The sequence below is a fragment of the Massilia agri genome, from assembly GCF_024753255.1.
Classification (GTDB): domain Bacteria; phylum Pseudomonadota; class Gammaproteobacteria; order Burkholderiales; family Burkholderiaceae_D; genus Telluria; species Telluria agri.
Genome location: NZ_JANUHA010000001.1, coordinates 489,942 through 509,603, shown reverse-complemented (window position 1 = coordinate 509,603; position 19,662 = coordinate 489,942). Strand labels below are relative to the sequence as shown.

Annotated in this window: 19 protein-coding genes and 1 tRNA gene; 4 read left to right on the top strand and 16 right to left on the bottom strand. The window is 66.2% G+C overall.

The window, feature by feature from the left end:
• Positions 1-8: 8 nt before the first annotated feature.
• From NX780_RS02310 to NX780_RS02290, 5 genes are all read right to left on the bottom strand, one after another.
• Entirely contained in the window at positions 9-1,055 is a 1,047-nt protein-coding gene (locus tag NX780_RS02310) for an aldo/keto reductase (RefSeq protein ID WP_258826253.1), read from the bottom strand.
• Between the two features lie 19 nt (positions 1,056-1,074).
• Positions 1,075-2,112 (bottom strand): quinone-dependent dihydroorotate dehydrogenase, encoded by a 1,038-nt coding sequence (locus NX780_RS02305; RefSeq protein WP_258826252.1) that lies wholly within the window; start codon positions 2,110-2,112, stop codon positions 1,075-1,077.
• Between the two features lie 149 nt (positions 2,113-2,261).
• Positions 2,262-2,990 carry an arginyltransferase gene (locus tag NX780_RS02300; RefSeq protein WP_258826251.1) on the bottom strand — a complete coding sequence of 243 codons (729 nt, stop codon included), beginning with the start codon at positions 2,988-2,990 and terminating at the stop codon, positions 2,262-2,264.
• 60 nt (positions 2,991-3,050) lie between these two features.
• On the bottom strand, positions 3,051-3,773 hold the full coding sequence (gene aat, locus NX780_RS02295) for a leucyl/phenylalanyl-tRNA--protein transferase (RefSeq protein ID WP_258826250.1): 723 nt from the start codon (positions 3,771-3,773) through the stop codon (positions 3,051-3,053).
• A 15-nt stretch (positions 3,774-3,788) separates the two neighbouring features.
• The gene (locus NX780_RS02290; protein WP_258826249.1) at positions 3,789-4,370 is read right to left on the bottom strand and encodes an NUDIX hydrolase; all 582 of its coding nucleotides are present in this window, start codon (positions 4,368-4,370) and stop codon (positions 3,789-3,791) included.
• A gap of 183 nt (positions 4,371-4,553) precedes the next feature.
• Here NX780_RS02290 and NX780_RS02285 point away from each other — a divergent pair.
• Positions 4,554-4,630 (top strand) — tRNA-Met (locus NX780_RS02285).
• A 280-nt stretch (positions 4,631-4,910) separates the two neighbouring features.
• On the top strand, positions 4,911-5,324 hold the full coding sequence (locus tag NX780_RS02280) for a T6SS immunity protein Tdi1 domain-containing protein (protein WP_258826248.1): 414 nt from the start codon (positions 4,911-4,913) through the stop codon (positions 5,322-5,324).
• Between the two features lie 18 nt (positions 5,325-5,342).
• On the opposite strand, the gene NX780_RS02275 is transcribed toward NX780_RS02280, so the two are convergent.
• Positions 5,343-5,789 carry a winged helix-turn-helix transcriptional regulator gene (locus tag NX780_RS02275; RefSeq protein ID WP_258826247.1) on the bottom strand — a complete coding sequence of 149 codons (447 nt, stop codon included), beginning with the start codon at positions 5,787-5,789 and terminating at the stop codon, positions 5,343-5,345.
• Positions 5,790-5,887: 98 nt separating this feature from the next.
• Between NX780_RS02275 and NX780_RS02270 the strand changes: the two genes are divergently transcribed.
• On the top strand, positions 5,888-7,117 hold the full coding sequence (locus tag NX780_RS02270; RefSeq protein ID WP_370663571.1) for an MFS transporter: 1,230 nt from the start codon (positions 5,888-5,890) through the stop codon (positions 7,115-7,117).
• Here the strand turns inward: NX780_RS02270 and NX780_RS02265 are convergent.
• Complete coding sequence (locus tag NX780_RS02265) at positions 7,112-8,101, bottom strand: zinc-dependent alcohol dehydrogenase family protein (RefSeq protein WP_258826245.1); 990 nt, start codon at positions 8,099-8,101, stop codon at positions 7,112-7,114. The genes NX780_RS02270 and NX780_RS02265 overlap by 6 nt on opposite strands.
• 98 nt (positions 8,102-8,199) lie before the next feature.
• Here NX780_RS02265 and NX780_RS02260 point away from each other — a divergent pair, with 98 nt between their 5' ends.
• A complete protein-coding gene (locus tag NX780_RS02260; RefSeq protein ID WP_258826244.1) occupies positions 8,200-9,099 on the top strand; it encodes a LysR family transcriptional regulator in 900 nt (299 codons plus the stop codon).
• Between the two features lie 33 nt (positions 9,100-9,132).
• Here the strand turns inward: NX780_RS02260 and NX780_RS02255 are convergent, their stop codons facing one another.
• The 9 genes from NX780_RS02255 to NX780_RS02215 all read right to left on the bottom strand — a co-directional run bounded on the left by NX780_RS02255 (position 9,133) and on the right by NX780_RS02215 (position 19,621).
• Positions 9,133-10,020 carry a DNA-3-methyladenine glycosylase family protein gene (locus NX780_RS02255; RefSeq protein WP_258826243.1) on the bottom strand — a complete coding sequence of 296 codons (888 nt, stop codon included), beginning with the start codon at positions 10,018-10,020 and terminating at the stop codon, positions 9,133-9,135.
• The gene (locus NX780_RS02250) at positions 10,020-10,928 is read right to left on the bottom strand and encodes a DMT family transporter (protein WP_258826242.1); all 909 of its coding nucleotides are present in this window, start codon (positions 10,926-10,928) and stop codon (positions 10,020-10,022) included. The genes NX780_RS02255 and NX780_RS02250 overlap by 1 nt, the downstream gene beginning before the upstream one ends.
• Positions 10,929-11,035: 107 nt before the next feature.
• Positions 11,036-12,052, bottom strand: a complete 1,017-nt coding sequence (locus NX780_RS02245) for an XdhC family protein (RefSeq protein ID WP_258826241.1) — start codon at positions 12,050-12,052, stop codon at positions 11,036-11,038.
• 202 nt (positions 12,053-12,254) lie between these two features.
• Positions 12,255-13,346, bottom strand: a complete 1,092-nt coding sequence (locus tag NX780_RS02240) for a M48 family metallopeptidase (RefSeq protein ID WP_258826240.1) — start codon at positions 13,344-13,346, stop codon at positions 12,255-12,257.
• A 20-nt stretch (positions 13,347-13,366) separates the two neighbouring features.
• Entirely contained in the window at positions 13,367-13,816 is a 450-nt protein-coding gene (gene dut, locus NX780_RS02235; RefSeq protein WP_258826239.1) for a dUTP diphosphatase, read from the bottom strand.
• 8 nt (positions 13,817-13,824) lie between these two features.
• On the bottom strand, positions 13,825-15,045 hold the full coding sequence (coaBC, locus tag NX780_RS02230) for a bifunctional phosphopantothenoylcysteine decarboxylase/phosphopantothenate--cysteine ligase CoaBC (protein ID WP_258826238.1): 1,221 nt from the start codon (positions 15,043-15,045) through the stop codon (positions 13,825-13,827).
• 22 nt (positions 15,046-15,067) lie between these two features.
• The gene (gene lspA, locus NX780_RS02225; RefSeq protein WP_258826237.1) at positions 15,068-15,598 is read right to left on the bottom strand and encodes a signal peptidase II; all 531 of its coding nucleotides are present in this window, start codon (positions 15,596-15,598) and stop codon (positions 15,068-15,070) included.
• Positions 15,599-15,666: 68 nt separating this feature from the next.
• On the bottom strand, positions 15,667-18,558 hold the full coding sequence (ileS, locus tag NX780_RS02220) for an isoleucine--tRNA ligase (RefSeq protein ID WP_258826236.1): 2,892 nt from the start codon (positions 18,556-18,558) through the stop codon (positions 15,667-15,669).
• A 91-nt stretch (positions 18,559-18,649) separates the two neighbouring features.
• Positions 18,650-19,621, bottom strand: coding sequence for a bifunctional riboflavin kinase/FAD synthetase (locus NX780_RS02215; protein ID WP_258826235.1), 972 nt, complete (start codon positions 19,619-19,621; stop codon positions 18,650-18,652).
• Between the last annotated feature and the right edge of the window lie 41 nt (positions 19,622-19,662).

The window sequence follows — 19,662 nt, the reverse complement described above, 5'->3', positions numbered from 1 at the left end:
CTCCGCCTCTACTGGCCGGGGTTGGTGTATTTCGCGTGAATCGCATCGATGCCGGCCATGACCTCACTTGAGAGTGCGATGTCGGCCGCATCGATGTTTTCCTTCAGCTGCTCCAGGTTCGTGGCCCCGATGATGGTCGAGCCCACGAACCAGCGCGAGTAGCACCACGCCAGCGCCATCTGCGCCGGGCTCATTCCATTTTCCCGCGCCAGCGCCGCATATTCCGCAGTGGCCGCCAGCACGCTCGGGCGCACATAGCGTGGACTCCAGTTCTGCGGGAAGATCGTCAGCCGCCCGCGCGCCTGCGGATTGTCCAGGTACTTTGCCGTGAGCTGCCCGAAGGCGAGGGGGCTGTAGGCCAGCAGGCTCACGCCTTCGCGGTAGCAGGCCTCGTCCATCAGGCTCGTTTCAAAAGCCCGGGCCGTCAGGTTGTACAGGTTCTGCACCGTAGCGATGCGCGGCAGGCCGTGCATCTCCGCCTGCTTGATGTACTCGCACACGCCCCAGGCGCTTTCGTTCGACACGCCGACGTAGCGGATGGTCCCGGTCTGCACCATCTCGCTGAGCGCACCCAGGGTTTCCTCGATCGGCACCGCCGGGCGCTCGGCCTGCGGATTGAAGCTGTTGGCGCCGAAGATCGGCAGGTTGCGGCTCGGCCAGTGGATCTGGTAGAGGTCGATGTAGTCGGTGTGCAGGCGGCGCAGGCTGTCCTCGACGGCGGCGCGGACATTGGTCGCATCGAGGCAGTGGTTGGCGCCGCGGATCCAGGGCATGTTCACGTTCGGGCCGGCGATCTTGGTGGCCAGGATCACGTCGCGGCGCCGCCCGGTCTTCTTGAGCCAGCTGCCGATGAAGCGCTCGGTCGAGCCCTGCGTCTCGGCGCGCGCCATCACCGGGTACATCTCGGCGGTGTCGATGAAGTTGATGCCGCGCTCGACAGCGTAGTCGAGCTGGCTGTGCGCCTCCGCTTCCGTATTCTGCTCGCCGAAGGTCATGGTGCCGAGGCAGACCTTCGACACCACCAGATCGGTCAATCCAAGCTGCTTGCGTTCCATGCGCATCCTCCTGCCGCCATTATCGGCGCAAGGCCGCGGCGCAGTCGCGCACCAGGGCCGGGCCGGCGTAGATGAAGCCCGTGTAGAGCTGCACCAGCTGGGCGCCGGCCTCGATCTTGGCGCGCGCATCCTCGCCGCGCATGATGCCGCCTACGCCGATGATCGGCAGCGCGTCGCCCAGCTCCGCCTTGAGCAGGCGGATCACCGTGTTCGACAGCTCGAACACCGGCGCGCCCGACAGGCCGCCCGCTTCCTCGCCATGCTCCATGCCCTGCACGGCAGTGCGGCTGAGCGTGGTGTTGGTGGCGATCACGCCGTCGATCTTGTGGCGCAGCAGGGCGCCGGCGATATTGCGCACCTGGTCGCCGTCGATGTCCGGGGCGATCTTCAGCGCCACCGGCACGTAGCGCTTGTGCTGGTCCGCGAGGCGCAGCTGCTCTTGCTTGAGTTGCGACAGCAGGGCGTCAAGCTCCGATTCGCCCTGCAGCTGGCGCAGGTTCTTGGTATTCGGCGAGGAGATGTTGACGGTGACGTAGCTCGCGTAGGGATAGACCTTGCGCAGGCAAGCCAGGTAATCGTCGGCCGCGCGCTCGATCGGGGTGTCGGCATTCTTGCCGATGTTCAGGCCGAGCACGCCCTGCTTGTCCTGGTAGAAGCGCGAGGCCTGCACATTGGCCACGAAGGCGTCGACGCCGCCGTTGTTGAAACCCATGCGGTTGATGATGCCCTGGGCCTGCGGGAGGCGGAAGATGCGCGGTTTCGGGTTGCCGCCTTGCGGACGCGGGGTCACGGTGCCGATCTCGATCGAGCCGAAGCCGAGCGAAGCCAGGCCGTCGATGTAGGCGCCATCCTTGTCCAGGCCGGCGGCCAGGCCGACCGGGTTCGGGAAGGTGATGCCCATGACGGTGCGCGGGTCCGGCGCCGGTTTCGGGGCCAGGCCAGTCAGGCCGAGCGCGGCGGCGCGGCGCAGCATCGGCAGGGCGAGATTGTGGGCTTTCTCGGCGTCGAGCGAGAACAGGATCGGGCGGGCGAGGGAGTACAGTAGCTTGTCGGACATGGGGGACTCATAAGAATGACTCCCGCCATTTTACGAGCATGCGAAAAATTCCTCCATGGCGGCGTTGCATCGTCTCGCCGTACTAGCGTACTGTCTTCGACGATGCGCCTTGCCATGAAGGCTTTTTCACATGCTCTGAAAGCCGGTTCTCAGCGTTCCAGCACGCCCCAGCGGCCGCCGATGCGCGCTTCCAGCGGACGGAAGTTGATCTTGTAGGCCATCTTCGGACTCTGCTCGATCCAGTATCCCAGATAGACGTACTGGAGGCCCAGTTCGCGCGCCTGGTTCACCTGCCACATCACGTTGTAGGTGCCGAAGGAGGCGCCCTCGACGTCCGGGTCGAAGAAGGTGTAGACCGAGGACAGGCCGTCCGACAGCACGTCGATGATGGAGACCATGCGCAAGGTACCGTCGGGCTCGCGGAACTCGACCAGGCGGGTGTTCACGCGGCTCTGCAGCAGGAACTGGGCGTACTGGTCGCGGCTGTCCTGGTCCATGCCGCCGCCGACGTGGCGGGTGGTCTGGTAGCGCAGGTAGAGGGCGTAGTGTTCGTCCGAGAAAGCAAGGTTGGCCACCATGGCGACGAGGTTGCCGTGGCGCTTCCAGGCGCGGCGCTGGGTGCGGTTGGGCGTGAAGTCCTCGCATTTGACGCGCACCGGGATGCAGGCCTGGCAGCCGTCGCAGTAGGGGCGGTAGGTGAAGATGCCGCTGCGGCGAAAGCCATTGCGCACCAGTTCGGAATACACGTCGGCATTGATGAGGTGCGAGGGCGTCGCCACCTGCGAGCGGGCCTGGCGTGCGTCGAGGTAGCTGCACGGGTAGGGCGCGGTGGTATAGAACTGCAGCGTGGCGAAGGGCAGGTCATTAAGGTGCGTCATGCAAAGAGCTCTCGAGACGACGTGATGGACCTATTTTAGCGAAATCGTACCTTCGCACTGTTAGCCGTTCAACGGTGGCGCGACTTCCCAGCGGGTGATGGCGGGCTCGCGGATGGCTTCCCGCAGGTGGGCAAGAAAAGCGCTGCGCGGGATCGGGGCGGCTCCCAGCGATGCCAGGTGGCCGGTCTCCTGCTGGCAGTCGATCATCCTGACGCCATTCCGGCGCAGGAAGGACACCAGGTAGGCCAGCGCCACCTTGGATGCGTCCGTCGCGCGCGCGAACATCGATTCGCCATAGAACATGCGGCCGATGCAGACGCCATAGGCGCCGCCGACCAGTTCGCCGTCCAGCCAGACCTCGGCCGAGTGGGCATAGCCCATGGCGAAGAGGCCCGTGTAGCCGTCGATGATGTCTTCCGAGATCCAGGTGCCGGGGCCGTCCTTGCGCGGCGCGGCGCAGGCGCGCATCACCTGTTCAAAAGCGCTGTCGAAGCGGACGTCCCATGGGCCGCCCTCGATCCTGCTGCGCTCGACCTTGCGCAGCGTCTTCTTGAGGCTGTCGCTGACCTTGAAGCGGCTGGTCTCCAGCACCATGCGCGGGTCGGTGCTCCACCAGAGGATGGGCTGGCCTTCGGAAAACCAGGGGAAGATGCCGTTCTGGTAGGCGAGCAGCAGGCGCTGCGGCGAGAGGTCGGCGCCGGCGGCGAGCAGGCCCGGCGCATCCATCGTCAGCGCTTCGGACACGTCGGGGAAGGGCGACGTCGGCTCGAGCCAGGGGATCATGCGGCCCTCGCTGGATCAGTCGGGTTCGCGCGGCGCCTGCATCGTGCGCACGATGTCACGGCTGTGGAAACCATAGCTGCCGCCTTCGCGCACTTTGACGCGGTCCTGGAAAAAGAGTTCCAGCGTGGTGCGCACGGTTGGAAAGGCGAGCTCGTCCCAAGGAATCTTGTCCTGCGTGTAGAGCGCGACTTCCAGGCTTTCCTCGCCCGGGGCGAAGTCCAGGTCGCGCAGGCGCGCGAGGTAGAACAGGTGGACCTGGTGCACGTGGGCGACGTTCAGCAGGGTGAAGAGATTGCCCAGTTCGACATTGGCGCCGGCTTCCTCCTCGGTCTCGCGCACCGCCGCCTGCTCGGTGGTTTCTTCGTTCTCCATGAAGCCTGCCGGCAAGGTCCAGTATCCGTAGCGCGGTTCGATCGCGCGCTTGCACAGCAGCACCTGCAGCTTGCCGTCCTGTTCCCAGACGGGAATCGAACCGATCACCAGCTTCGGATTCTGGTAATGGATGGTGTGGCAGTGCGGGCAGACGTAGCGCGGCCGGTTGTCGCCTTCGGGAATCGCCAGGGCGACGGGATGGGCGCACTCGGAACAGAATTTCATAGGTCAGCGGCAGGTTGAGATTGTGCTTACTTTACACTGAATCGGCCGCACCATGCCGTTGGCACGGCGTGGTCCCCGTGCCGCGTCCTGTTATTGATGAGCCATGTTGTGCTGCAATCGCACACCAGGAGAGCATTGCATTTGCCTAATGCACTGGTTCGGCGTATAATTCATTCCATCAGACGCGGGGTGGAGCAGTCTGGCAGCTCGTCGGGCTCATAACCCGAAGGTCACAGGTTCAAATCCTGTCCCCGCAACCAAATTCGAAGCCGTTGATGTCGATGACATCAGCGGCTTTTTCATTCCCCCCATATTTCTTGCAAACCCGGGTGTCAGGTCTGACATCTGGACACGAGCACAGCAGTGGTGTGTTGTTACGGTTGAGCTTGTGTCCGAATGTCAGACCTGACCCCAAGGGGTTTTTGCGACGCAGCGCAAGCCTGATGCGTCTGCCTGAAATCTTGCTTCCCTAGTCTGGTCCAACACGCGAGGGCCGGCGCGTGGGCTTTCCTTGCCGCCGGCAGTGCAAAGGGACAAGACATGATCAACGTAGACGACATCAACGAGGCTTGGGGCTGGTCCGGTTTGAACGCGGTCGAAGTCCTCGGGGCCAATGCATTCGGCAATCTCATCATCCGTGACGACGAAGGCCGCTTCTGGCGCCTGCGTCCGCAAGACCTGTGCTGCGAGCCGGTGGCCAACAGCCGGGATGCCTTCGACGCGCTGGCCTACAACCAGGATTTCCTGAACGACTGGTATATGCCGGAAGTCGTGAAGCTGGCCGAGCTGACGCTGGGCCCGCTCACGGATGATCGCAAGTATTGCCTCAAGATTCCGAGTGCGCTGGGTGGGCATTACGGCCGCGATAATCTTGCTACGGTGCCCTTGCCTGAGCTGATAAGGTTTTCAGGCGAGGGGGCGCAACAGTTCGACGACCTGCCGAGGTGGAATTGATGATCGCCCGGTATGCCTTCAGGGCAGTTTGCGCACCCTGGTGTCGTGAGGCATGAGAACGCTGCCATCCTGGCGCCTGGGCAGCATCGCGGCGACCGGCTTTCCGCTTGCCGTCTCGATGAGTTCAGAGTGCGCTTCACCCGGCGAGAACAGTTGCCGCTCACCCCACTGACGCAATGCCAATACAAGGGGAAACAGGTCGTTCCCGGCCTCCGTCAGGACGTATTCCTGATAAGCGCTGCCTTCCCTGGATGCCTGGCAGGCAAGGATGCCCGCGTCGACCAGCTTGCGCAGCCGGTCCGACAGGATGTTTTTGGCTACGCCGAGGCTGCGCTGGAAATCGCTGAACCGGCGCACGCCGTCAAAGGCGTCGCGCACGATCAGCAGTGACCAGCGGTCACCGATGAGGCTGGTCGCCCGGGCTACCGGACAGGGTTCATTGCTGGTGGGTGCCGGCTTCGTCATCGGGTGCTCGATATGGGGGAAGATTGTGGTTGCATTTTAAAACCAGCTCACCTATCCCTCAACTGGTTTCAATTTGAAACCAGTTGAGGGAGGAGTGCATGCGGTCCGCCAGTCCAGTCGATTTGCCCGGCAAAGCCGATATTCCGCCAGCCTTGTCGCGCGGCGCCACCTTCCTGTTTGCGCTCGCGGCGGGGATGAGCGTTGCAAACGTCTACTATGCCCAGGCCTTGCTCGACCGCCTGGCCTCGGACTTCTCGATCTCCCATGCCGCAATCGGCGGTGTGCTGACGGCCACCCAGCTCGGTTGCGCCCTGGCGCTCCTGCTGCTGGTGCCGCTGGGGGACCTGGTCGAACGCCGCAAGCTCATGCTGGTGCAGATGGTGCTGCTGGTCGGGGCCCTGGTGCTCGTGGGTGTCGCACAATCGGCCGCCATGCTGATGGCGGCCATGCTCCTGACTGGACTGCTCGGCACGGCCATGACACAGGGCCTGATCGCGTATGCCGCCAGCGCGTCGGCGCCAGGCGAGCGCGGACAGGCGGTCGGCGCCACCCAGGGAGGGGTCTTCCTCGGTCTGCTCCTGGCCCGCGTGGTAGCGGGCACGATCTCGGATGTGTCCGGCTGGCGCAGCGTCTACCTCTGCTCCGCGGCAGCGATGATCCTGCTCGCATTCCCGATAGCGAAGCGCCTGCCGCGGCTTCCTCTTGCCCAGCCCTACATGCCTTACCCAAGCCTGCTGGCGTCGATGTTCGTGCTCTTGCGCCGGCACCGCACACTCCAGATCCGCGGCACCCTTGCCTTGCTGATGTTTGCCGCATTCAATGTTTTCTGGAGTGCCCTGGTCCTGGTTCTCAGCGCACCTCCCTACCGGTATTCCCATTCCATGATCGGCGCCTTCGGCCTGGTCGGCGCCCTGGGGGCCCTGGTGGCGACGGATGCAGGGCGCCTCGCCGACCGGGGGCTCGAGCGGCAGACCAGCCTGCTGGCCTTGCTGCTGCTCCTGCTGGCCTGGCTGCCGCTGTCGATGATGACGCTGTCGCTCTGGATGCTGGTCGCCGGCATCGTGCTGCTCGACGCGGGAGGGCAGGCCATCCATGTGACGAACCAGGGCATGATCTTCCGTTCCAACCCGGATGCCCATGGCCGCCTTGTCGGCGCCTACATGCTCTTCTATGCGGTCGGCAGCGGCGCCGGCGCCATCGGCGCGACCATGGTCCATGCGCGCGCAGGATGGATCGGCGTGTGCGGCCTCGGTGCGGCCATCAGCCTCCTGGCCTTGCTGTTCTGGGCGGCCACCTATCGCTGCATACCGGGAAAGGCGGCGTCATAAGGAGACCACCACCTTGCCGAACTGCGCATTCGATTCCAGGAAGCGGTGCGCCTCCACAATCTGCTCGAAAGGAAACACCTTGGCGATCACCGGCCGCAGGGCGCCGGCCATCACGCCATCGACGATGAAGCGCGTGGCCGCGGCAAGGCGTTCCGGATCGGTGAGGATCTCGTGGACGAGATAGCCGCGCAGGGTGAGGTGCTTGCTCAAAACGGTGAACAGGGGGAAGGGTGTCGGCTCCCGGCTCAGGCCGCCGTACTCCAGGAGGATGCCGCCCGGCGACATGGCGTCCGTGAGCGGCACGAAGAGCGGCCCGCCGACCGGATCGAGGACGACGCGCACGCCGCCGGGTCCGGCCAGCGCCTGCAATGCTGATCCGACATCCTCTTCGCTGGTGGCGATCGCGTGCGCGGCGCCCGCTTCCAGCAGGCTTTCCTTCTTGTCGGACGTGCGGGTCAGCGCGATGGTGCGCGCGCCGACGAGGCGGGCGACCTGGATCGCAGCCAGGCCGACGCTGCTCGAGGCTGCCGTGATCGCGACGGTGTCTCCCCGACCGAGCCCTGCGATATCGATGAGCGCCCCGTAAGCAGTCAGGTAGGCCATCCACAAGGCAGCCGCCCCCGCCCAGCCCAGCACCGGGGGATGCTTGACGACCAGGGCGGCGGGGAAGTTCGCCAGCTCGGCATACGCCGGCCACCGGCTCATGGACACGGGCGGCACGATGCTCACCGCGTCCCCCTTTGCCACCGAGGTGACGCCGGCGCCTACCTGGTCGACGATGCCCGCCGCCTCCAGGCCCAGGCTTGAAGGCAGGGAGGGCGTTTCGATATAGCTGCCGCTGCGCATCAGGGCTTCGGCCCGGTTCAGGCCCAGGGCCTTGATCGCGATGCGCACTTCCCCCGGCCCGGGCGGCGCTACCTCCACGTCTTCGATGCGCAGAACTTCCGGACCGCCATGCTGATAGAAACGAACGATGCGTGCCATTGTCGACTCCTGAATGTGAGAGAGGAATCCACTATATTGGCGGCGGTTCGGCGGATAAACTCTGCATTATGATTGTCAGAAAAAACCAGGAGTGTTGAATGGATCGCCTGCATAGTATGGCGGTATTCGTCCGCGTGGCTGAGCTGGGCTCTTTCGCCGCCGCTGCTGAAGAGCTAGGCATGTCGCCGACCATGGTGGGAAAGCACATCCGCTTCCTCGAGGAGCGGCTGCGCGTGCAACTGATCAATCGTACGACCCGCCGCCAGGCGCTGACGGAGTTCGGACGCAGCTATTACGAGCGCTGCCGGACAATCCTGGCGGAAGCCGATGCCGCGGACGCCCTGGCGGCAGACCAGCTGCACGCCCTGCATGGCCGCTTGCGCGTGACGGCGCCGGTCCATTTCGGCCGCCATTGCGTCCTGCCCGTGATCCTCGAGCTGGCCCGCGAGTACCCTGGCCTGGAAATGGACCTGTCCTTCAGCGACCGCCTCATCGACCTGGCCGAGGATGGCTACGACCTGGCCATCCGTACCGGTACGCCGGCGCCAATCCAGGGCGTCGTCGCGCGCCACCTCGCCAGCCAGGCCATGGCCGTGTGCGCGGCGCCAGCCTACCTGGCCAAGAAGGGCCGGCCGGCCTCGCTGGCCGAACTGGAAGCGCATGCGGGGCTCGCCTACCGGCGTACCGGGCCTGCGCCGCCCTGGCTGTTCCCGGTCGACGGCGGCGGGCCGCTCGAGGTGCGCCCCGCGCATCGTCTCAGCTTCGACGACCTGGACGCCATCGCGGACGCGGCCACCGCGGGTGCAGGCATTGCGTGGGTGCCGCGCTGGCTCGTGCGCGAGCGCATTCGCAGCGGCCAGCTGGTGGAGCTCTTCGCCGAGCATTCGGCTTACCCCTACGACGTCCACGCACTGTGGTTGCAGACGCCGCACGTCGCGCGCCGGCTGCGCGTGCTGGTGGATGCGCTGGCATCGGCGCTGCCGGACATGATGCGCTGAGCCGGCAGTGACAATCTCGTGCAGAGGGAACGGCTAGGACGGGCTATCCGCGAGACTGGCCCACAGGTAGGCCGCCGCCATCGTGCGATGCGGCGCAAAGCGCGCCAGCAGCTTCTCCGTCGCCGCGATGCCGGGACGTTCGTCTCCGCCAAGCAGGCGGTGGAAGGCGGTGCGGATCGCCACGTCTCCCTGCAGCGAGCAGTCCGGGTAACCGTAGCCGCGCAGCAGGGCGTAGTTGACGGTCCAGGGACCGATACCCTTGATGGCCAGCAGTTCCTCTACAACTTCATCCACCGGGCGATCGCGGTCGAGCGCGACCTTGCCGTCGGCGACCAGTCCGGCGAAGCGCAGCAGGGTCTCGGCTTTTGCTCGCGAAAATTTACGGGTCGTCAGGTCTTCCAGCGTGAGCCGCGCCACGTCTTGCGCTTCCGGATAGCACCACAGGCCGCTCGTATGCGGGCGTCCCGCCAGCCCGATGAAGGTGCGGCGCAGGGAGATGGCGAAGGGCAGGTTGATCTGCTGGCCGATGATGGCCCAGGTCAGCGCTTCGAAGATCGTCGCCGATTGCACGATGCGCAGGCCGGGCTGGCGCGCCACCACGGGGCCGAGCACCGGGTCGTCGCACACGGAGGCGGCGAAGGCCGCCGGGTCGATGCGCAGGCCCAGAATATTGAGCAAGGCCTCGTGCGCCTGTTTGAGCAGCGCTTCGGTAAGCCCGCCGTCGGCATCGACCGTGCAGCGCGCTGCATCCGCTTCGAATGCCACCTCGAGCACGACCGGCACGCCATCGAGCAATATGCCTTTGCGCAGCCCGGCGGGGCTCACCTGTTCCGCCAGCCCTTCGGTATCGCGGCTGTGGAAAGCCAGCACGTCCTGGGTGCGGTAGCCGGCGGGCAGGTCCAGGCGCAGTTCGGTGCGCATCACTTGCCCTGCGCGGCGGGGGAGGGGCGCAGGAAGGACGGCACGAAGCCCGTCACCAGGGCCGTGCCGACCAGCACGATCGCCGAGCCGAGCAGCGTATGCCAGCCGATCACCTCATGCAGGAAGATCGCGCCCCACAGGATGCCGAACATCGGATTGAGAAAAGTGACCGTCAGCGCCGAGGTGGTGCCGACTTCCTCGATCAGCTTGAAGTAGAGGATGTAGGCAATGCCGCTGCACAGCACGCCGAGCGCGAGCACGGCGGCCATGATGCCCACGGTCGGTTCGCCGGGCGAGGGGAAGAAGGCCAGGGCCGGGATGGTGCAGATGGTCGCGGCCCACATCGAGCCGTGCGCGTTGGCGAAGGGCGCCACGGCCCTGGCGGATTTCGCGTACTGGCTGGCGATGCTGTAGCAGAAGGCCGCCACCAGGGCGGCCGCGATCGCGATGGCCGCGCCGGGCCGCTCGGAGACGTGGTCGAAGCCCACCAGCAGGCTCACGCCCACGGTGCCCAGCACCAGGCCCAGGGCCGCGCGGCCGGAGACTTTCTGGCGCGCCCACACGGCCCCCACCAGCGCGCCAAACATGGGCGCGGTCGCGTTCAGCACCGACAGCACGGACGCGGACAGGGTCCGCGCGGCAAAGGCGAACAGCAGGAAGGGCAGGGCCGAATTGAAGAAGCCCAGCATCAGGTAGTGCTTCCAGTTGTTGCGCAGGTCGAGCGGCGCGCCTTTTCCGCGGCGCTGCATGATCCAGGCCACGCCCGCCAGGAACAGGGCCGCGAACAGCACCCGGTATTCGATCAGCACGGCCGGCCCGAGCACCGGTGCGGCGATGCGCATGAAGAGGAAGGAGCCGCCCCAGATGGCGGCCAGCGCCACCAGGCGCAACATATTAACGGTATTCATGCGCGGTGTTCACGGAACAGGCAAAGACAAAAAGACAATCATGATAGCGCGGCTTGGGCTACGCCATCCGAATCTTGCTTTGGAATTGCTCGGAATTGCTCGGGAACTCAGGCCGCGAGGATGGAGCAGGCTTCGCTGGTGGCCGGCTGCGGAGCCGCCGCATGCGGCACCAGCAGGTTCGCCGGCACGCCATTCTTCACGGCCGTCATCTCGGCCATGATCGAGATCGCGATCTCGGCGGGCGTCTTGCTGCCGATGTAGATGCCGATCGGACCATGCAGGCGCGCCAGCTGTGCTTCGCCGAGGTCGAACAGTTTCAGGCGCTCGCGCCGCTTCTCGTTGTTCAGGCGCGAGCCGATCGCGCCGACATAGAAGGCATCGGATTTCAGCGCTTCCATCAGCGCCAGGTCATCCAGTTTCGGATCGTGGGTGAGGGCCACCACGGCGCTGCGCGCATCCAGGCGCGCCTCGATCACGAGGTCGTCCGGCATCGCGTGCACCAGTTCCACGCCTTCCAGGTTCCAGCCGCTGCGGTATTCCTCGCGCGGGTCGCAGACGACGACGCGGTAGTCCATGCCGCTCGCCACCTGGGCCAGGAAGCGCGACAGGGGGCCGGCGCCGATGATGAACAGGCGCCAGCGCGGTCCGTGGAGGGTGGTGAGGACGCCGTCCTCGACTTGCACGAGGGCGCCCGCGCCGGCGCGGTTCAGCGCGACCGCGCCGGTGCTCAGGGCGACGCGGCGCTCGACCAGTTCGCCGGCGGCGAGGCGGTCCAGCAGTTCGCGGATGCGGCTGTCCTGCGTGAGCGGCTCGATGGCGAGTTCGATGGTGCCGCCGCAGGGCAGGCCGAAGCGGTGCGCCTCGTCGGCGCTGATGCCGTAGCTGACGATCTCGGGCCGCGCCAGGGCGACGCCGCCCGCACGCACGCGCGCGATCAGGTCATCCTCGATGCAGCCGCCCGACACCGAGCCGACCACGCTGCCGTCTTCGCAGACGCCGAGCGTGGCGCCGATCGGGCGCGGGCTGGAGCCCCAGGTCTTGATGACCGTGACCAGCTGGCAGCGCCGCCCGGCGGCGAGCCAGGCGTCACAGGTCTTCAATACGTCGAGGTCGATGCTGTCCATGGGGAGTTACGCAGGTGGGAGATGGACAATGATACAAAAAACGCGGCCGAAGCGTCGGACCGTAGGGGTAGATCGGTCCAGTGGACCGATCTACGGCTTCGCCGTCCGCGCGTTCAACTCCCCCGCGAATGGATGCGCTGCTTGCAATCCCCCGCTGTTTGAACGCGCGGACGGGAAACCCGGCTGCGCGCCCCGGTCCACCCTACGGTGTCAGCGGTTTATTTGCGGACTTCTTGGACTTCACTTCGGCCACCGCCTTGTCGATGGCGGCCGTGCGCTGCGCGAGCGCGGGGTGGTTCGCCGTATGCCCGTTGAGCACCGTCGCCGGATAGGTGGCGGCGAAGCGCTTCCAGAAGGCGCCGGCGTTCTCGATGCGGTAGTCGGCGCGCGCCAGCAGGTAGATGGCCAGGCGGTCGGCCGCGACGTCCAGCGACTGCGGCATGGCCTTGATGCCGCTGCTGCCGATCAGCATCGAGGTGTCCGGCGTGATGCGGGTCAGGTTGTCGATGACGCTGCCGATGGTGGCCGCGTTGCGCTGGTTGGCGGCGTGGCCGAGCATGTTATGCGCCATCGTGTGGGCGACCACATAGGCCAGCTCGTCGTCGTTCTGCACGAAGCCCATCATGCCGCGCGTGACCATGATGCGCGAGCCGTCGGCATAGGCATTCACGTTGTCGGCGTTGCCCAGCTCGATCGCGAAGGCGCAGGCGCGGGTGACCGGCACGGTCAGGTCGCGTTCGCGGCCATTGCGGGCGATGGTCAGCGGCAGCGAAGCCTGCTTGGTGACGATGGGCCCGAACACGGCGCCGACCTTGGACAGCGCGTCAGGACCGGTGGGCAGGGGCGTGCCGGCGGCCGCGACCAGTTCGTCGCCCTGGCGCAGGCCGGCCTTGGCGGCGCCGCTGCCATTCAACACATTGGTCACCTGCAGGCGCTCGCCCATGCCGAGCACGGCGTGGGCGGCCTCGTTGTACTGGCCCGGATAGGTGTAGCGGTTCTTGGCGGTGAAGCCGAGCAGGTTGCGCGCGTGGCGCGTGCACAGTTCCGCATTGTCGATCAGGAGGGGGGCGGAGACCTTGTACAGGCGGTCCTGCAGGGTCGCCATGCGGGTGAGGGTCTCGGCTGCCGCCGTCATCTCCGGCGTCACTTGCGGTACTTCCGGCGCCACCTGCCCCGGCGGGAGCGGCTGGCCTGGTCGCATGGGGCCTTGCGTGGCGCAGGCCGACAGCAGGACCGCTGCGGCAATGCCCACCGCAAGGTGTTGAAAATGCGGACGCAAATGCATACGGCTCATGTTCCTCCTTGATCGCTTTGTTATTGCTTGCCGGTGCTGCCGAATCCTCCGGCGCCCCGTTCGCTCGATGCGAACTCCTCCACCACGTTGAAGCCCACCTGCAGCACCGGCACGATCACGAGCTGGGCGAGCCGGTCCATCGGCTGCAGCGTGAAGGTCGTGTGGCCGCGGTTCCAGGTCGAGACCATGAGCTGGCCCTGGTAGTCGGAGTCGATCAAGCCTACCAGATTGCCGAGAACGATGCCGTTCTTATGGCCGAGCCCACTGCGCGGCAGGATCATGGCCGCATAGCCCGGGTCGCCGATGTGGATGGCCAGGCCGGTCGGCACCAGCACGGTCTGGCCCGGTTCGATGGTGAGGGGCGCGTCGATGCAGGCGCGCAGGTCGAGGCCCGCGCTGCCGGGCGTGCCGTAGGCGGGCAGCAGCTCCTTCATGCGCGGGTCGAGGATTTTCAGGTCGATCTGTTTCATTGTTTTTCTTACGTCAGAAGCGAGCGCCGTTCCAGGCGCTTCGCGATTTCGGAAACCAGCTGGCGGGCCAGCGTCAGCTTGTCGGCGCGGGGGAGCAGGGTAGGGCCGGTCTCGTCGAAGAGGATGATGGTGTTCTCATCCTGCCCGAAGGTCTGCGGGCCGATATTGCCCACCAACAGAGGGATGCCTTTTTTCTCGCGCTTGGCGGCGCCGTAGGCCATCAGGTTCTCGGATTCCGCGGCGAAGCCCACGCAATAGGGCCAGCCCGACAGCGTGGTGGTGGCGGCGACGGTGGCCAGGATGTCGGCGTTCTGCACGAACTCCAGCTGCGGCGCGCCCCCTCCCTCGGCCTTCTTGATTTTCTGGTCGGAGGCATTGGCCACGCGCCAATCGGCCACGGCCGCCACGCCGATGAAGACGTGCTGGCCCTCGATGCCGGCCATGACCACGTCGTGCATCTGCTGGGCGGTCAGCACGTCGATGCGGCGCACGCCGTGCGGGGTCGGCAGGGCGGTGGGGCCGGACACCAGGGTGACGTCCGCGCCGGCTTCGCGCGCGGCGCGCGCCACCGCGTAGCCCATCTTGCCCGATGAAAGATTGGTGATGCCGCGCACCGGATCGATCGGCTCGAAGGTCGGGCCGGCCGTGATCAGGACGCGGCGGCCGGCCAGCACCTTGTGCTGGAACGACGCCACCAGTTCCTCGACCAGCTCGTCCGCTTCCAGCATGCGGCCCAGGCCCGTCTCGCCGCAGGCCTGCGAGCCCGCCGCGGGACCGAACAGGCAAATGCCGTCTTCGATCAGCTGCTTCACGTTGCGCTGGGTGGCCGGGTTCTCCCACATCTCGACGTTCATCGCCGGGGCCACGTGCAGCGGCACGCGGCGCGGGCGCGCCACGCACAGGGTCGAGAGCAGGTCGTCGGCCGCGCCGTGGGCGAGCTTGCGCATGAAGTCGGCCGAGCAGGGCGCGACCAGGATGGCGTCGGCGTCGCGCGTCAGGTCGATGTGGGCCATGTTGTTGGCCATGCGGGCGTCCCACTGGTCCGTGAAGACCGGCTGGCCGGACAGTGCCTGCATGGTGACCGTGCCGATGAAGTGGGTGGCGGCTTCGCTCATCACGACCTGCACTTTCGCGCCCTGCTTGACCAGGGCGCGGCACAGTTCCGCCGCCTTGTAGCAGGCCACGCCCCCGGTCAGGCCGAGGACGATCTTCTTGTCCTTGAGATCCATGCTCATCATCCCTTCAGCGTGTTCAGGACTTGTTCACGCGCCGCAGCTCGTCGACGATGAACAGGAAGGCGCCGACCGAGATGCCGATGTCGGCGATGTTAAAGGCCGGGAAGTGGCCGACGCCGGCTAAGTAAAAATCGAGGAAGTCGATCACGTGGCCGTAGGCCAGGCGGTCGATCACGTTGCCGATGGCGCCGCCCATGATGAGGGCCAGGGCGAAGCAGAACAGGCGCTGGCTGGCGTGCTTCTTCATCAGGTAGAGGATGAAGCCGACGGCAGCGATCGCGATGCCGGTGAAGAAGTAGCGCTGCCAGCCGCCGGCGTCGCCCAGGAAGCTGAAGGCCGCGCCCGGGTTGTAGACCTTGATCAGGTTGAAGAAGCTGGTCAGCGGCACCGTCTCGCCATAGGCGAAGGTGCGCTCGACGGTGAGCTTGGTGACCTGGTCGAGCAGGATCACCACCAGGGCGATGCCGAACCACGGCATCAGGCTGGCGGAAGAACTTTTGTAGACGGGCTTGGCGCCCGGCGAAGCTTTTTTGGTTTTGGTGGCCATGGTCAGGTTGGTAGTGGCCGCCCCGCCGTGCTGTCACATCGCACGGTGGGGCGTGGTGCCGGGAAGGCTTAAGCGAAGCGGCGCGCTTCGCCGCTGCCGAACAGGTTGCTGGTGCAGCGGCCGCACAGGCCCGGATGCGCGGAATCGTGGCCGACGTCGCGGCGGTAGTGCCAGCAGCGCTCGCACTTTTCCGCTTCCGACGGGGTCACGGCCACCGCTTCGTTCGCCGCGTCGCCGACCTGCTCGACGCTGGCCTGCGAGGTGATGAAGACGAACTTCAGGTCGTCGTCCAGGCTGGCCAGGAGGTCGTACTTGTCGCCGGCCGCCTTGATCGCCAGCTCCGCCTGCAGCGAGGAGCCGATGGCGCCCGAGGCGCGCACTTCTTCCAGCTGCTTGGTGACGCTCGCTCGCACTTCGCGCAGGGCCGCGTACTTGGCCAGCAGGGCATCGCTGTCCGCGATCGCCGGGAAGGTCCACAGCGTCTGGGTGAAGATGGTCTCGTCGGACTCGAGCAAGGCTTGCTGGCCCGCGAACACGGCCCAGGCTTCCTCGGCGGTGAAGGAGAGGATCGGCGCCATCACGCGCAGCAGGCTGTGCGCGATGTGCCACAGCGCGGTCTGGGCCGAGCGGCGGGCTTGCGAATCGACGCCGGTGGTGTACAGGCGGTCCTTCAGGATGTCGAGGTAGAAGCCGCCCAGGTCTTCCGAGCAGAAGTTCTGCAGGCGGGCGACCACCGGGTGGAACTCGTAGCGCTCGAAGTGCGCGGCGATGTCCTGCTGCAGCCTGGCCGTCTCGGCCAGGGCGTAGCGGTCGATCTCGAACAGCTCTTCCACCTTCACCGCATGCTTGGCCGGGTCGAAGTCCGAGGTGTTCGCCAGCAGGAAGCGCAGGGTGTTGCGGATGCGGCGATACGATTCGGTGACGCGCTTGAGGATCTCTTCGCCGATCGACAGCTCGCCCGTGTAGTCGGTCGAGGCCACCCACAGGCGCAGGATGTCGGCGCCCAGGGTGTCGGAGATCTTCTGCGGCGCCAGGGTGTTGCCGAGCGACTTAGACATCTTCTTGCCGTTCTCGTCGACGGTGAAGCCGTGGGTCAGCAGCGCCTTGTAGGGCGGACGGCCGTTGAGCATCGAGGAGGTCAGCAGCGAGGAGTGGAACCAGCCGCGGTGCTGGTCCGAACCCTCCAGGTACAGGTCGGCCGGGAAGGCCGACTGCTCGGCGTGCGAGCCGCGCAGCACGGTCTGGTGGGTCGAGCCGGAGTCGAACCACACGTCCAGCGTGTCCTTGTTCTTCTCGTAGCTGGCCGCATCCGCGCCCAGCAGTTCCGCCGGGTCGAGCTGCTGCCAGGCTTCGATGCCCCCGGCTTCGATCAGCTGGGCGACCTGCTCCAGCAGTTCCGGAGTGCGCGGGTGCAGCTCGCCGGTCTCCTTGTGGATGAAGAAGGCCATCGGCACGCCCCACTGGCGCTGGCGCGACAGGGTCCAGTCCGGACGGTTGGCGATCATGCCCTGCAGGCGCGCCTGGCCCCAGTCGGGGAAGAACCTGGTTTCGGCGATGCCGGCCAGTGCGGTTTCGCGCAGGGTGGCGCCGCCATCCTTCGGGGTGACGTCCATGCCGGCGAACCACTGGCTGGTCGCGCGGTAGACGATCGGGGTCTTGTGGCGCCAGCAGTGCATGTAGCTGTGGTCGAACATCTTCAGTTCGAACAGGGCGCCGGCGGCGCGCAGGGCTTCGCAGATCGGTTTGCTGGCTTCCCAGATGGTCAGGCCGCCGAACAGCGGCAGGGTCGAGGCGAAGCGGCCGTCGCCCATCACGGGTTTCAGGATCTCGTCGTCCTTCATGCCGTGCGCCTTGCAGGACTGGAAGTCTTCCAGGCCGTAGGCGGGCGCGGAGTGGACCACGCCGGTGCCGCTGTCGACCGTGACGTAGTCGGCCAGGTAGACCGGGGAGGTGCGGTCATAGAAGGGGTCCTGCGCGTGCAGCGGGTGCTTGAAACGGATGCCTTCCAACTTGGCGCCCGGGGCGGTGGCGATGATTGCGCCTTCCAGCTTGTAGCGCTGCAAGGTGGCTTCGACCAGGTCCTGGGCCAGGATCAGCAGGAGCGGCTGGCCGTCACGCTCGGCCTGGACCAACGCGTAAGTCACTTCCGGATTGGCGTTCAGCGCCTGGTTCGAGGGGATGGTCCACGGGGTGGTGGTCCAGATCACGATGAAGCCGAGGGTAGCAGGCAGGGAAGGCAGGCCGAAGGCCGCGGCGACCTTTTCCGGTTCGGCGAACGGGAAGCCGACGTCGATCGCGGGGTCGCGCTTGTCCTGGTATTCCACTTCCGCCTCGGCCAGGGCCGAACCGCAGTCGAAGCACCAGTTCACCGGCTTCAGGCCGCGGTAGACGTAGCCCTTCTCCAGCAGCTTGCCGAGGGCGCGCAGCTCGTCGGCCTCGTTACCGTAGGCCATGGTCATGTAGGGGTTTTCCCATTCGCCCAGCACGCCCAGGCGGATGAAGCCGGCGCGCTGGCGGTCGATCTGTTCGAGCGCGTAGGCGCGGGCCTTTTGCAGCACCTCGGCGGTCGGCAGGTTCTTGCCGTACAGTTTTTCGATCTGGATCTCGATCGGCATGCCATGGCAGTCCCAGCCCGGCACATAGGGCGCGTCGAAGCCTGCCATGGTGCGCGATTTGACGACCATGTCTTTCAGGATCTTGTTGACGGCATGGCCCAGGTGGATGTCGCCGTTCGCGTAGGGAGGACCGTCGTGCAGGATGAACTTCGGACGGCCGGCGGCGGCCTTGCGGATGCGCTGGTAGATCTTTTTCTCTTGCCATTGCTTGACCCAGCCCGGCTCGCGCTTGGCGAGGTCGCCGCGCATCGGGAAGGCGGTGTCGGTCATATTGACCGGGTATTTGCTCTCAGGCTTCTTCGCGCCCTTCTGGGTGTTGTTCTGGACTTGTTTGGTATCGGACATAGGGGATCTTCTCTCAATAATTCGGTTCGGCGCGGCATGTGCCGCAGTGCGCCGGAGCCTGTCGGCGCGTCAACTCAGCCTGGGACAGGGCTCAAATTCGGTCGGTGGCGGTCAGCGCGCCGTTGCGGTGCGCGAAGAAGGCGCGTGCCTGCAGGGCGTCGCCTTCGATCGCGGCGGTGAGGGTGGCGAGGTCGACGTATTTTTCCTCGTCGCGCAGCTTGGCGAGGAATTCGACCCGGACCAGCTTGCCGTAGGCGGGCTCGTTATAGTCGAAGACGTGGACCTCGAGCAGCATGCGGCCGGCGTCTTCGACGGTGGGACGCACGCCGAGGCTGGCCACCGCCGGCAAGGGCTGGTCGGCCAGACCATGCACCTGTACCACGAAAATGCCGCACAGGGCCGGTCGATGCGCAACGCGCAGGTTCAGGGTTGGGAAGCCCAGGGTGCGGCCCAGCTTCTGGCCGTGGATCACGTGGCCGGACATGGCGTAGGGATGGCCGAGCAGTTCCTGGGTGGCGCCGAAATCGGCTTCCCGCAGGGCCTCGCGCACGGCCGAGGAGGAGATGCGGCGCGCGCCGTGCATCACGGCGGAAAGGGTCTCGACCTGGAAACCGAATTCGCGGCCGGCCTGCTGCAGCATGGCGATGTCGCCGGCGCGTTTTGCGCCGAAACGGAAGTCGTCGCCCACCATCAGCCATTTGACGTGCAGGCCGTCGACCAGCACGCGCTCGATGAAATCCTGCGGCGACTGGGAGGCGAAGTGTTCGTTGAAGTGTTCGACGATGACGCGGTCGATGCCGGCGCGCTCGAGGTCGCCCAGCTTGTCGCGCAGGTTGGCGATGCGGGCCGGGGCCTTCGACAGGTCGCCCGTGCGCCGCGCGAAGTATTCGCGCGGATGCGGTTCGAAGGTCATGACGGCGGCTTCGATGCCCAGCTCGGCGGCAGCTGCGCGCACGTGCGCCAACAATGCCTGGTGGCCGCGGTGGACACCGTCAAAGTTGCCGATCGTGAGTGCGCAGGGCGCGCGCGCCCTGTCGTTGGGAAGTCCGCGAAATACCTTCATCAATGGTTCCTTGGCGCTGCCGGAGGCTCCGGCGCGAAATA